The sequence below is a fragment of the Aequorivita sublithincola DSM 14238 genome, assembly GCF_000265385.1.
Taxonomy (GTDB): domain Bacteria; phylum Bacteroidota; class Bacteroidia; order Flavobacteriales; family Flavobacteriaceae; genus Aequorivita; species Aequorivita sublithincola.
The window spans coordinates 3000386-3013215 of sequence record NC_018013.1 but is presented as its reverse complement, the minus strand read 5'-3'; the positions used below and the strand labels follow the sequence as shown (position 1 = coordinate 3013215).

15 protein-coding genes are annotated in these 12830 nt (G+C 34.6%); 5 read left to right on the top strand and 10 right to left on the bottom strand.

Annotated elements, in window-relative coordinates:
* Positions 1 to 203 precede the first annotated feature (203 nt).
* Together AEQSU_RS13850 and AEQSU_RS16795 are read left to right on the top strand one after the other, a co-directional pair.
* Entirely contained in the window at positions 204 to 788 is a 585-nt protein-coding gene (locus tag AEQSU_RS13850; RefSeq protein ID WP_014783503.1) for an RNA polymerase sigma factor, read from the top strand.
* Positions 789 to 847: 59 nt separating this feature from the next.
* A complete protein-coding gene (locus tag AEQSU_RS16795) occupies positions 848 to 1000 on the top strand; it encodes a hypothetical protein (RefSeq protein ID WP_014783502.1) in 153 nt (50 codons plus the stop codon).
* A gap of 161 nt (positions 1001 to 1161) precedes the next feature.
* Here AEQSU_RS16795 and AEQSU_RS13845 read toward each other — a convergent pair whose 3' ends face one another.
* Positions 1162 to 1827 carry an endonuclease III domain-containing protein gene (locus AEQSU_RS13845; protein ID WP_014783501.1) on the bottom strand — a complete coding sequence of 222 codons (666 nt, stop codon included), beginning with the start codon at positions 1825 to 1827 and terminating at the stop codon, positions 1162 to 1164.
* Between the two features lie 30 nt (positions 1828 to 1857).
* Here AEQSU_RS13845 and bcp point away from each other — a divergent pair, with 30 nt between their 5' ends.
* The gene (gene bcp, locus AEQSU_RS13840; protein WP_014783500.1) at positions 1858 to 2310 is read left to right on the top strand and encodes a thioredoxin-dependent thiol peroxidase; all 453 of its coding nucleotides are present in this window, start codon (positions 1858 to 1860) and stop codon (positions 2308 to 2310) included.
* Here bcp and AEQSU_RS13835 read toward each other — a convergent pair.
* Positions 2307 to 3761, bottom strand: a complete 1455-nt coding sequence (locus tag AEQSU_RS13835; protein ID WP_014783499.1) for a hypothetical protein — start codon at positions 3759 to 3761, stop codon at positions 2307 to 2309. The two genes, bcp and AEQSU_RS13835, sit on opposite strands and share 4 nt — an antisense overlap.
* 79 nt (positions 3762 to 3840) lie before the next feature.
* Between AEQSU_RS13835 and AEQSU_RS13830 the strand changes: the two genes are divergently transcribed.
* Positions 3841 to 4617, top strand: coding sequence for an MBL fold metallo-hydrolase (locus AEQSU_RS13830; RefSeq protein ID WP_014783498.1), 777 nt, complete (start codon positions 3841 to 3843; stop codon positions 4615 to 4617).
* 2 nt (positions 4618 to 4619) lie between these two features.
* Positions 4620 to 5114, top strand: coding sequence for a hypothetical protein (locus AEQSU_RS13825; protein WP_014783497.1), 495 nt, complete (start codon positions 4620 to 4622; stop codon positions 5112 to 5114).
* Positions 5115 to 5158: 44 nt separating this feature from the next.
* On the opposite strand, the gene AEQSU_RS13820 is transcribed toward AEQSU_RS13825, so the two are convergent.
* The 8 genes from AEQSU_RS13820 to AEQSU_RS13785 all read right to left on the bottom strand — a co-directional run bounded on the left by AEQSU_RS13820 (position 5159) and on the right by AEQSU_RS13785 (position 12780).
* Positions 5159 to 5815, bottom strand: coding sequence for an alpha/beta hydrolase (locus tag AEQSU_RS13820; protein ID WP_014783496.1), 657 nt, complete (start codon positions 5813 to 5815; stop codon positions 5159 to 5161).
* Positions 5816 to 5892: 77 nt separating this feature from the next.
* Complete coding sequence (locus tag AEQSU_RS13815; protein WP_014783495.1) at positions 5893 to 6216, bottom strand: membrane protein; 324 nt, start codon at positions 6214 to 6216, stop codon at positions 5893 to 5895.
* Between the two features lie 52 nt (positions 6217 to 6268).
* Positions 6269 to 6589 (bottom strand): hypothetical protein, encoded by a 321-nt coding sequence (locus AEQSU_RS13810; protein ID WP_014783494.1) that lies wholly within the window; start codon positions 6587 to 6589, stop codon positions 6269 to 6271.
* Positions 6589 to 7845 (bottom strand): dihydroorotase, encoded by a 1257-nt coding sequence (locus AEQSU_RS13805; protein ID WP_014783493.1) that lies wholly within the window; start codon positions 7843 to 7845, stop codon positions 6589 to 6591. The genes AEQSU_RS13810 and AEQSU_RS13805 overlap by 1 nt, the downstream gene beginning before the upstream one ends.
* Before the next feature lie 91 nt (positions 7846 to 7936).
* On the bottom strand, positions 7937 to 9859 hold the full coding sequence (locus AEQSU_RS13800) for a BatA domain-containing protein (RefSeq protein WP_014783492.1): 1923 nt from the start codon (positions 9857 to 9859) through the stop codon (positions 7937 to 7939).
* Between the two features lie 102 nt (positions 9860 to 9961).
* Positions 9962 to 11164: a GAF domain-containing sensor histidine kinase gene (locus AEQSU_RS13795; protein ID WP_014783491.1), complete on the bottom strand. Its 1203-nt coding sequence runs from the start codon at positions 11162 to 11164 to the stop codon at positions 9962 to 9964.
* Positions 11165 to 11290: 126 nt separating this feature from the next.
* Positions 11291 to 12055: a TIGR02757 family protein gene (locus tag AEQSU_RS13790; protein WP_014783490.1), complete on the bottom strand. Its 765-nt coding sequence runs from the start codon at positions 12053 to 12055 to the stop codon at positions 11291 to 11293.
* Between the two features lie 62 nt (positions 12056 to 12117).
* Positions 12118 to 12780 (bottom strand): ABC transporter ATP-binding protein, encoded by a 663-nt coding sequence (locus AEQSU_RS13785; RefSeq protein WP_014783489.1) that lies wholly within the window; start codon positions 12778 to 12780, stop codon positions 12118 to 12120.
* Positions 12781 to 12830: the final 50 nt, after the last annotated feature.

Sequence of the window (12830 nt, the reverse complement as noted above, 5' to 3'; positions counted from 1 at the left end):
CAATGCACATTTGAAGTTAGTATTATTATTTAGTGAAAAATTTAACCTTTTTTTTGCATTTGTGAATTCTTTGTTGTTATATTTACGGCTCTTAACGTCATATAAAAAAATTATTGCCTATAGCAGATCATTACTTTTAACAAATAAACATTGTAACTAAGCAACAAAATCCATAGTTGTTTATTTTTTAAAGAAGTATTGATATGAAGCAAAGTACAAACTCTGATGCGTTCCTAGTGAGCGCTTATATGAACGGTAATGAATCTGCACTCAGCGAGTTAGTAACTCGACACAAGCAAAGAATCTACAGTTTTATTTATTCGAAAGTTTTTGATAGAGATATCACGGAAGACATTTTTCAGGATACTTTTATTAAAGTCATTAAGACTTTAAAGAAAGGTGCCTATAATGAAGAAGGTAAGTTTCTTCCTTGGGTTATGCGTATTGCGCATAATTTGGTGATAGATCATTTCAGAAAAAACAATCGTATGCCGAAATTTGAAAACAATACAGATTTCAACATTTTTTCGGTTTTAAGCGATAATGCTTTAAATATTGAAAAGCAAATCATCAAAGGTCAAGTTGAAGATGACGTTAGACGATTGATTGAAGAACTTCCAGATGACCAAAAGGAAGTATTGATGATGCGTATTTATAAGGATATGAGTTTTAAGGAAATAAGCGAGCAAACGGGCGTTAGCATCAACACCGCATTGGGAAGAATGCGTTATGCCCTTATAAATTTGCGCAAAGTGATTGATAAACACAATATTATATTGACCAATTAACACAATAAAGTAATTTTTGCTACGTTATTTGAAAATAAACCTCAAAATAACAATATAGTATGCAAAAATTTTACTCTGAAACATCACGTGTGGACGACGTGAATAATAATCTCGTTCCAAAAGAAGAAACCATTAAATTTCTTCTGGATTACTCGATGGCTTTAAGTGTTATAGATTACCATAAAATGAAGTTTGAAGCACTTCTAAACTAAACTTTGGAAAAACCCTGGAATTAGCTTTTCGGGGTTTTTTTTATGAGTTTAAGAGTTGAAAAAAAGTTTAAGTGGTTAAATGTTGAGGAGCTTAAAAAAATTTCTAGATTTTGATCTAAACATCTAAACATCTAAACATCTAAACATCTAAATATCCAAACTCATCGACTCATCGACTTTTTCTTTAAATAATTGTTGATAACCGTCTTTCTACCAACAGTTCTGGTAATTATATCTTTTTCCAAATCCCATCCTCTGGCAGGAGAATATTGTCTTCCATACCAAATAATCTGAAGGTGAAGGATGTTCCACAAATCTTCTGGGAACAAACGTTTTGCATCTCTTTCGGTTTGAACCACATTTTTACCATTTGTAAATCCCCAACGGTACATTAATCGGTGAATGTGCGTATCTACTGGAAATGCAGGAATATTAAAAGCTTGGCTCATCACCACACTTGCTGTTTTGTGGCCAACGGCTGGAAAGGATTCTAAAGCTTCAAAATCTGCGGGTACTATTCCATTGTATTTTTCAATCAAAATTTTTGAAAGTCCGTGTATGCCTTTCGATTTCATTGGGGAAAGCCCTACTGGTCTTATGATATCCCTAATTTCTTCAACGGTCAATTTTACCATATCGTACGGATTGTCGGCTATTTCGAATAAAATTGGTGTTATTTGGTTCACCCGAACATCCGTGCTTTGAGCGGAAAGCAATACAGCAATCAATAAAGTATAAGGATCTTTATGTTCTAATGGAATTGGAACTTGTGGATAAATTTCATTTAACGTATCTATAACGAAATTTGCCTTTTCTTGCTTAGTCATTTTAAGTACTTTTATACAAAAATAAGGATAATGCAAACGTTACAAGCCGGAGACAAGGCTCCAAATTTTAAAATAAACGATCAAGATGGAAATAGTATTTCTTCAATAGATTATGAAGGAAAAAAGTGGGTCGTTTTCTTCTATCCAAAAGCCAGTACGCCAGGTTGTACGGTTGAAGCTTGCAATCTACGTGATCATTATAAAGAACTTCAAAAGCAAGGTTATGAACTTTTAGGCGTGAGCGCTGATAGTGAAAAACGTCAAAAGAATTTTAAAGAGAAATACAATTTCCCATTTCCACTTTTAGCTGACGAAAACAAAGAGGTAATCAATGCTTTCGGGGTTTGGGGACCAAAAAAATTTATGGGAAGAACCTTTGACGGCATCCATAGAAAAACCTTTATAATTGATAAAAAAGGAATTATTGAAAGAGTGATTGAAAAGGTAAAAACCAAAGATCACGCCGCTCAAATACTGGATTAGTTATCCACTTTTTCAGGTAGCGCATTATAATTGAAAAGATGCTTTTCTTTGATGATTTCTGAAACTCCAGAAGGCAACATCTTTTCCCAACCATCCTTACCGCTTTCAATTAAAGAAAGCACTTCACGAGAAAAGATATTCATAATTTCAGGATCGTAATCTGTGATATCAACAACTTTTCCGTTGTATTTGAAGAATTTATACAACTCCTTCATTCGCGGATGCACCTTCAAGTTTTCGCTGTTTACATATTCTCCAGTTTCTGGATCTTTCATTGGGTATAGATAAACCTTAAGGTCTTTAAAGAACAATTTTCCAAAAGCTTCTAGAATTCCACCACTTAAATGGCGATAGTATTTTTCATCAAAAACATCAACCAAATTGTTAACACCCATAGCCAAACCCATTCGCATTTTGGTGTAGCGAGAAAAGTATTCAACTAATTTATAATATTCCTGAAAGTTGGAGATCATCACCGTATGCCCCAAAGAACAAAGTAATCTGGCGCGGTCCATAAAATCTTCTTCGTCAATTTCACCTTCAGCACGAAGATTTGAAAGGGTGATTTCAAAAATAACTTCGGTTCTGTCTTTTTCTACTCGGTTTTCATTGAGGAACATTTCATAAGAACGTTTAAACATGTCGATATTAACCTTGGTAACAGGTCTAAAGCTACCACGAAGTGCCAAAATATTTTTCTTGTAAAGAATTCTTGCAGGTAATATGTTATGTCCTTCAGGATCAAACATTACCGCATCTGTCATCCCATTTTTGATTAACTGAAGGCTTATTAAACGGTTGTCAATATCTGCAAAACGTGGCCCTGAAAAATTTATGGTATCAATTTCAATTTTGTCTTTATCTATATGATCGTATAGATAACGCAGCAGTTTATTGGGTTGGTCATATTTATAATACGCACCATAAATTAAGTTTACACCCAAAGTTCCTAATGTAACTTGCTGTAATTGTGCATCATTCTCGTGAAAACGAATATGAAGCGTTATTTCGTTAAAAGGTTCTTTAGGATCAATTTGATATCGAATCCCTAACCAACCGTGACCTTTGTATTTTTTGGCAAAATCAATGGTTGCAACGGTATTTGCGAATGAAAAGAAAAGTCTATTGGGATGTTTATCACGGTTTATGCGTTCTTCAATTAAGTCAAACTCGTGAACTAACATTTTCTGAAGTCTGGATTCTGTTACATATCTGCCGTCTTCTTCAATTCCGTAGATGGCGTCGCTAAAATCCTTGTCGTAAGCAGACATTGTTTTGGCAACGGTTCCAGATGCACCGCCAGCTCTGAAAAAATTACGCACTGTTTCTTGCCCGGCTCCAATTTCGGCAAAGGTGCCGTAAATATTTTCGTTCAGATTTATTCGTAAAGCCTTACTTTTTATGGATGGAATATTTTCAAATTCCTTGTCTCCTAATATGGTTTCCGGCATAGCAACGTTCTATTTTTCTTCATAACAAAGGTAGCAAATACAATAGGTTAACAAAAAAAATACCAGTATTTTTGCGGAAATGAATTCAACCTTCACCGTTACATTTCTCGGCACCGGAACTTCACAAGGAATACCAGTAATTGGTAGCGATCATCCAGTTTGTAAAAGTACAGACCCTAAAGATAAACGCTTGCGGGTATCAGTTTTATTGCGTTGGGACGATTATACTTTTGTAATTGACTGTGGTCCCGATTTTCGACAGCAAATGTTACGCGAAAATGTTTCAAAAGTGGATGCAATTTTGTTAACTCACGAACATAGTGACCATACTGCGGGATTGGACGATATTCGTCCGTTTAATTTTAAGCAGGGCAATATGCCTTTCTATTCACACAAACGTGTTTTTGAATCGTTACGCGATCGGTTTGCCTATATTTTTGCAACCGAAAATAAATATCCAGGCGCACCAAGTATTGAACAAATTGAAATTGATAAAAACACTCTGTTTGTTATAGGTGGAAAGAAAGTGATTCCTATTGAAGCATTTCACGATAAGCTTCCTGTTTTAGGGTTTCGAGTTGAAGATTTTACTTATCTGACTGATGTAAAAACTATCTCAGAAGAAGAGATTGAAAAAGTAAAAGGAACAAAAATTTTGGTAATCAATGCCCTTCGTGAAGAACCACACTATTCACATTTCAATATTTCAGAAGCACTCGATTTTGTTGAAAAAGTAAAACCTAAAAAAACATATTTCACACATATTAGCCACGTTATGGGCTTTCACAAAGAAGTGGAAAAAAGACTTCCGAAGAATGTACATTTGGCTTATGATACACTTACAATAAAAATATAATTATGAGGAATAAAATCTTTATTTATCTGTTTCTCTTCGCTTTACTGTTCATTATTTTACAATATATGAACGAGAAGACTATTTTTGAATCACAGGATAATCGGATAGAAAAACTGGAAGCGCATGTTGAAAAGGACAAAGATTCCATTGGAAGCTTAAATGACCAAATTCGTAATTTGAATTATTTTACGCTTCAAGGGAACGATAACGCGATGAACTATTTGGAAAAAATGGGGTATGAAGCCGCAGATGTTGAAGCGATGGTTTCAGACCAAATTTATGATTTCAACTTGACGAAGGGAAACAATCCGCTTATACCTTTTGAAGGAATGAACGGAAATATGAAAATCAACAAGCTGAAATTCCTAAACCACAAATGGATTCAAGCAGATTTTAATGATGGAACCTATTGGGGCGAAATGATTTTGGAATATGTTTTCAATGAAAAGAAGGAGATTGAACTAACACCAATTGCTTCATTTCTTTATCCGAATTAAGTATTTTTATTATTGAAAGCTGAATACTGATTACTGAACATTGACTACTGCTTTCCCAACCAATCCTTTAATTCCTGAAAATTCTGCGGCGCAACTCCATGACCAACTGGAAATTCGGAATAAGTACATTCAATATTTAGTTTATTAAGAAAAGGCTCCGTTTTTCTTGCCCATTGTACTGGTATTACTTGATCCACGCTTCCGTGAGAGGTGTAGATTTTTAAGTTGCTGAAATCATTTTTAGGATAGCCTTCTTTCAAAATAGCTTCATTAACGTAACCGCTTAAACCGATTACGTTTTTTACTTTTTCAGGATAACTTAAGGCAACGGAAAAACTCAAAATCGTGCCTTGGCTGAAACCGAGAAGTGTAATATTATTTTCGTCAACCTTATATTTATCTACAATTTCATCAATACATTTTGAAACTAGTTCCCGTGAAGCAATTGCTTGATCGTCATCACTAAATTTCCCTTGAGAATCATCAAAATAAATATTGTACCAAGCATTTCCGTAGGGTTGCATTTTTATTGGTGCTTTTAGAGAAATGATTGCATATTTTTCCGGCAATTCACTGGCGAATGAAAACAAATCATTTTCATCACTTCCAAAACCGTGAAGCATTATTATTGCCGGTGGATTTTCAGCAGCATTTTTTGCTGCTCTGTAGTTATGATCTAAAAGTAAAGTCTGTTTTTCCATAGTTTGCAAAAATAGGCAAGACCTTTTAAACTGAAGGTCTTTCAGCTTAAAAGGTCTTGTTAAATATTGTTTTTTAATTAAAGTCCTTTAAACCATTCCTGAAATTTTTCTCCCAGAACCGGAACTGGTTTCATTTCGCCTTGAACAGCGCTCAACAGTCCAAGAATCCATAATACTACCACGCCCGCCCAAACGATATAACTAATAATTGGAATGCTAATAATACTTGCTAATATATTCAAAAGTACGCCTACACAAATAATTCCCAAAGATTGGCGCACGTGGAAAGAGCCCAAAAGTGTTTTATTACCATTGTTCATTATAAGAGCGATTATCCATCCAATAAGCGTCATGTAGGCGATTATGGCCACGGTTTTTCCGTTGTCTGTTGTTGTTTCCATTTTTTTAAAAAATTAGGTTAGTGAAATTTATAAGATAAAGATAGCCAATACTTTAATTTAAAAACGTAAACCATTGTTGAAACTTTTCACTTAAAAATGGAATCCCTTTTTCTTTATAAAAATATGCCATTATCCAACAATAGATCCAAAGTAAAAAGCAAATAAACCAAATAATATCACCTGTACGCAAATCAACCTGAGATTGAACTATGAGCGAAACCATAAATAGCAGGAATAATCCGAACATATTTTTAATATGCCAAGTTGCAAAATCATTGTTTTCTTCTTTATTTATAAAAAAAGCAATTATAAAGCCTACGAACGGAGCATAAGCAATCAAAGCTGTAGTTTTTCCTGGAGAAACGGTTTTCATTATTTATTTAATTCCAATTGATTATTTGCAATGATTCCGTAAGGTTTTCCTTTAAGATTAACTCCAAGAAGTGCAGCGTTTTTTGAAGTGGAAACAATATCCTTTTCAGAAAACTCCCAGCTTTCATAGGGATTGAAAAGCGTAAGTTCGGCTAGGTTTCCTTCCTCAATTTTTTCTGAAGTAATATTGAAAACTTCTTTTAAACCTGTTAATGCTTTGACGGATTCTTCAACTCCCAAAAGAAGATTTAAAGCTCCAAAACAACTTTCCAAACCTATGCTTCCGAAAAGAGCATGCTCAAATTCTGTTTTTTTATGTTCCACATCTATTGGGTTATGATCGCTGGTAACGCCATCAATAGTTCCTTCTTTTAAGCCTTTTAGCAAAGCTTTGATATCTTCTTTTGTACGAAGCGGTGGAAGCAATTTGTAGATTGTATCAAAGCCTTCCAAGACATCATCTGTCAATATCAGATTGAAGATTGCAACGCTACACGTTACATTTAGTCCTTTTTTCTTTGCATCCTTAATCAATTCAACCGATTTTTTGGTCGAAATGGTTGGTATGTGAAGTTTTCCGCCAGTATATTCCAAAATATACAAATCACGAATTATTTGAAGTTCCTCCGAAAGTGCTGGAATTCCTTTCAAACCCAAACGTGTGCTGTTCACTTCTTCATTTACTATTCCATTGCGAGCAACAGATTTTTCAAAAGGAAAGGACTGAACCAAACCATCAAAATTTTGGGTGTATTGAAGTGCTATTTTTAGAAGATTTGGGTTCGCAATTGGGATTTTATAATCGTAGAAGGAAACTGCGCCTTCATTCTTCATATCATACAATTCTGCCAAATCTGTTCCTTTGCTGCCAACCGTTAATGCGCCGACGGGGTAGAGGTTTAAAGCGTTTCCTTCAGCTTTACTTTTTAAGAATTTTATGTGACCTTTACTGTCTGTTACTGGAAAACTGTTGGCGTTTACTGCAACGCTTGTGAATCCGCTGAGAGCAGCAGTTTTCAATCCGTTTTCAATAGTTTCTCTTTCTTCAAAACCTGGCTCGCCAAAAGAAACGCTACTATCAAACCAACCTTGTGAAATGTGAAGATTCTTCAAAGTCACTTCTTTTACTTTTTCAGAAGAAGGAATGTTTGAAGCAATCTTAGAGATTTTACCATTTTCTATTAAAACATCCTGTTTCTTTAAATGGTGCTTACTGGAAGCATCAACAATGGTGGCAGATTTCAGAAGTAATTTCATATTCAAGGTTTAAAATTCAACCCTTCGATTTCGCTTAGGGTGACATAGATTCTCATCTTTATTCTTTACTCTTTGTTCTATTTTCTCTATTCTACTTGAAAAACTTCAAAATAAGCATTTCAATAGTCAAAAAGAGCAATGCAAAAATAGCAAACCATTTCCAAAAACTGTTAATAGAATTGGCTTCACTTATAGAATCAAAAAGGTCATCCACGGTATTATAGACTTCAGCACCTTTCCAATCTTCGGGATTTAGATATTGCAATTCGCTTTCGCTTCTGGCGTAATTATAACTTATATTTTCCAAAAACTCATTTTCCTTCACAATTTGATAGTTGCCGGCTTTGTTGGGCTCGTCCGTTGTTGTCATTAAAACGAAATTGGCTTTTGTTTGTTGAAGCGGAATAAACTGCGCTGTACTATCTTTAATGTTAAGGATCTCATCAGGACCTAATTTTACAGGAATCGCGATGGAATTTTGTTCACCGATAGTATAATACAAGCGAGGCAAAGGCAAACTCTGCAAAGCCATATTGTAAATTGTGGGCACAACTAAAGGCGAATTCTGAAAATTTGAGTTCTCTTTGTTGATAGCCGCCGTAAATAAATAGGTTTTACTCTTTTGAAGTAAAAAAGGTTGATTGTCTTCGAAGCTGATTGCTGGCGTTGCGTTTGTTGAAATATTATAAAATGAATTTACTTTCGGATATTGAAAATTTGCAACTTCTTTTTCGAAAACATCTTTAAAAAGAGGATGCGAAAAAACAATTTTTGTAATCTTTTTTTCCTGAGGTTTTGCTTCGGAAATCGTTCCCAAGGCCATCGTTAAAATATAGTTGTTGTAACTGTTGTAATCCACTTCAGCAGCTGGAATGATCAAAACACTGCCACCATCGTCGCTGAACGCTTTTAAAGCGGTTGCTAAAGAAGCTGGAACTTCTTTCAACTCATTAAGCACAATGAAATTTTGGTCGGGAATCTCGTTATAATTCAGTGTTTTGAAGGTTTGCTGAGTAAACTGAAATTCTTCCTTTTCAAAAAGACGTTGTAGAAACTTACCATCGGCTTCATTAATGGTTAAAACTTTTATTTTCCCAAGTTTGTTTATGCTGAAAAACAAAGTATTATCAAAAGGTAAATTGGGCTCGTTGACTTCCAGTTTTCCTATAAATTCTTCAGAATTATCTATGTCGAAAGTAATCGTACCGCCTGAGTTTCCTGAAAGATCCGTTGCAGTTTTAGCTATCAATTTTTCTTTGTTGAATAGAGAAATCGGAGCATCAGAAGTTTCATTTGCTGTTTTTGAGACCTTCACTTTTAATTGCGTCGTGGAAGCGTTTTTTGAAGCAACATAAACACTATCAATGGCAATATTGGATGTTTTCACAGGTTTTAATTGTACGGCATCAACTATTAAATCTTCAGGGATTTCTGGAAAAGCTTCTTTCTGCTGAAAATCTGAAAGATAGACAAGACGTTTCAAAACATCTTTTTCGTTGGAAAAGAGTTGGTTCGCCTTTAATAAAACTTGGCTGGGCGTTAATTGATTCTGGGAATATTCAACTGAAAGTATTTCGCTTTTAAAATCTTGAGGCGCAGTATTTTTACGTTCTGAATTGTTTGTGAACCAACTTATTTTTTTTGAACCGCTGGTTTTTTCAAATAAATCTTGCAAAGCTCTTTCTAAAATTGGCCCTTTTGCGCCCTTTGCTTGCATACTTAATGAATTGTCAATATAAATAACGGTTTCTTTTTTAGAGCTTAAAGCAGTTTTTGAAGCCGTGAAAGGTTGTGCAAAAGTCATAATTATGGCTGCCATCGCTAACAAACGCATCAATAAAGTGAGCCATTTTTTTAGTTGTGAACTTTTGCGGGTTTGGATTGTTACTTTTTTAAGAAAAGCAACATTGGTAAAATCTACTTTTTGAAAACGCCGAAGTTGAAATAGGTGAATAAATATCGGAATGAGTAGCAGGAAAAGGGCGTAAAGAATTTCGGGGTGTTTAAACTGCATTCCTATAAATATTGCCCAAAGATAAAAAATGGAATGTAATTATAGCAGTTTTTAAGTAGGTAAAACCGAATAATGAGATTCGAAGTGTTTTATTGATTGCTATTACGTTTTTTTAATGCCAAAAAGAAAAGTGGTTCCTTCCCCTAATTTCGAAGTTACTTTTATTTCACCGCCCAATTTTTCAACAAGTTTTTTAACCGTAGAAAGACCAATTCCGTTTCCTTTTTTCCCGTTTCTATCTAACACATCGGTAGTTGCAAAAAGTTCAAAAATATGCTCCAATTTGTTTTTGGGAATTCCAATGCCGTTATCAGTAATTTTAAAGTGATAGCAACCGTTTTTTTCAAAGCAATCGATATCGATTTTTATCCTTTCTTTATCGTTGTATTTTAGGCTATTAGCAACTAAGTTGAGAATAATTTGTTCTAAAGCTACCTTGTTGGCGTGTATTTCAATATTTTCTTCTGGAAGGTTTATTTCGCAGTCAATATTGATATTTAATAGTTCTATTATTTCTTCCAAAACTTCTTGACTATCAAAAACCTCGTCCGTTAACGATGCCGTTTTATCACTTTCATAATGCTCCAAAAGTCCTGTAATATATTCGCTTAGAGTAAAAGACGATTGCTTTATGTAGTTCAAATACTCCTTGCCCTGACTGTCTAAAAGATGACCGTATTTTGTGCGAAGCATATCTGAAGTGATAATCATATTTGCCAAAGGCATTTTCATATCGTGTGAAACAACTCCGGCAAAATTTTTAAGTTGCTCGTTTTTATCCTTTAATTCTTGCTGTACTGCTAATAAAGTTCTATTTCGTTTTCGTGCCTCAAATAGATTTACAACTTGGTAAGCCATGGCAATTAGGGCTTTTTTCTGTGATTTAGAAAGTGTTCTGGCTTTTGTGTCAAAAACGCAAAGGGTTCCTAACGGATATCCTTCAGAATTTATCAATCGTACGCCTGCATAAAAAATGGCTTGCAAATCCTTTACAAGCGGATTGTTCTTAAAACGTGTATCTTTTCTGGCGTCTTCAACAATAAAAATGTCGGATTCTTCTAAAATCGCGTGTCCACAGAAAGAAATGTTTCTAGGCGACTCGTTAAAAGGTATGCCGTAATGCGACTTTAAAAAATTACGATCTGCGTCTAGAAGTGTAACCAACGAGATGGGAACGTCGCAAATATTAGCTGTTAAAGCCGTTATATTGTCAAAATCCTTTTCTGGCAATGTGTCCAACAAATTGTAGGACCGAACTGCGGCTATACGTTGCTTTTCATCAACAGGGAATTTTGGTGTTATCAAAGCTTAGTCTCTAATTTTATCTTATTCCCGAAGAGGTCGGTGTTTAAGTATCAACCGTAAATGTACAACAATTTATAATGAAATGTTAAAACCCAAAAAATAATGTGAAATGGATTAAATTTTGAATCAAAAGCGTTCAAAAACGCCTAATCCGAAAAGGGCAAAATCATATTTTACAGGATCTTTCGGGTCTAATTTACGAAGAGATTTATCTAACTCTGATAAGGCTTTAGCATCATTTTGTTTTCGGACCAACAATTTTAGCTTTCTAGCTACATTGCCACTGTGAACGTCCAACGGACAGGAAAGTAGGGAAGGAGTCATGCTTTTCCAAATCCCGAAATCTACACCGGTATTGTCATCACGAACCATCCAGCGTAAAAACATGTTTATTCTTTTTGCTGCTGAATTTTTTAAGGGATCACTAACGTGTTTTTGGGTTCTGGAGAGATGAGGAAGTTCAAAAAACGTTTTTTTGAAATTATGAATCGCAGGTTGCATTGAATCTTTTTCAGAATACTTAGAAAACACATTTTCTAAGCCATTGTGGTTTTTATAAATATTTTGAAGCGATTTTATAAAGTAACTAAGATCGTCACTATTAAAGGTACGATGAACAAAGTTTTCAAGTGAACTTGAATCATCTTCCGAATAATTCATCACAAAATCATAAGGCGAATTGCCCATAATTTTCATCAACTTGTGACCGTTGTTTATAATGCTTTTGCGGTTTCCCCAAGCAATAGTTGCAACGAGAAAGCCGGCAATTTCAATATCTTCCTTTAAAGTGAAAAGATGAGGAATTTGAATTGGGTCACTTTCTATAAAATTTGGATTGTTGTAGAGGATGACTTTTTCATCGAGGAATTCCTTTAATTGATACTTTTTCATTTTAAAAATGAATTTTTAGAAATTGAAGCTTTTTATAGAAGGGCACGCGATTAATCGCGAACCTACTGATTTATTATCAATCCGTTTTGCATCACAAGTTTTCGGTCAGCCATATTCGCAAGTTCTTCATTATGGGTAACAATAACAAAGGTTTGTCCAAATTCATCGCGAAGTTTAAAAAATAAATTGTGTAGATTTTCAGCACTTTCGGTGTCCAAGTTTCCACTTGGTTCATCTGCTAGAATTATTGAAGGATTGTTTACTAAAGCTCGAGCTACTGCAACGCGCTGTTGTTCGCCGCCAGAAAGTTCATTGGGTTTATGGTCTTCACGACTTGAAATTCCCAAGAAAGAAAGCAGTTCTTTTGCTCTTTTTATAGCTTCATCTTTTGATGTATTTTTAATAAATGCAGGGATGCAAACGTTTTCAAGAGCAGTAAATTCTGGGAGTAATTGATGAAATTGAAATATAAAACCCAAATTTTCATTTCTGAATTGCGCCAATTTTTTTCCCGAAAGAGAACCCACATTTACACCGTTTATTTGCAATTTACTTTTGCTATCGTGTAGAGAGTCCAAAGTTCCCAATATTTGTAATAATGTAGTTTTTCCCGCACCCGAAGCACCTACAATTGAAACGATTTCACTTTTTTTAATATGAAGGTCAACACCTTTTAGAACGTGGAGATTGTCGTAATATTTGTGAATGTTTTGGGCTTTGATCATTGCAAAAATTTAAACCGTGAAAGTACTATTTATAGTGCTATAATACAATC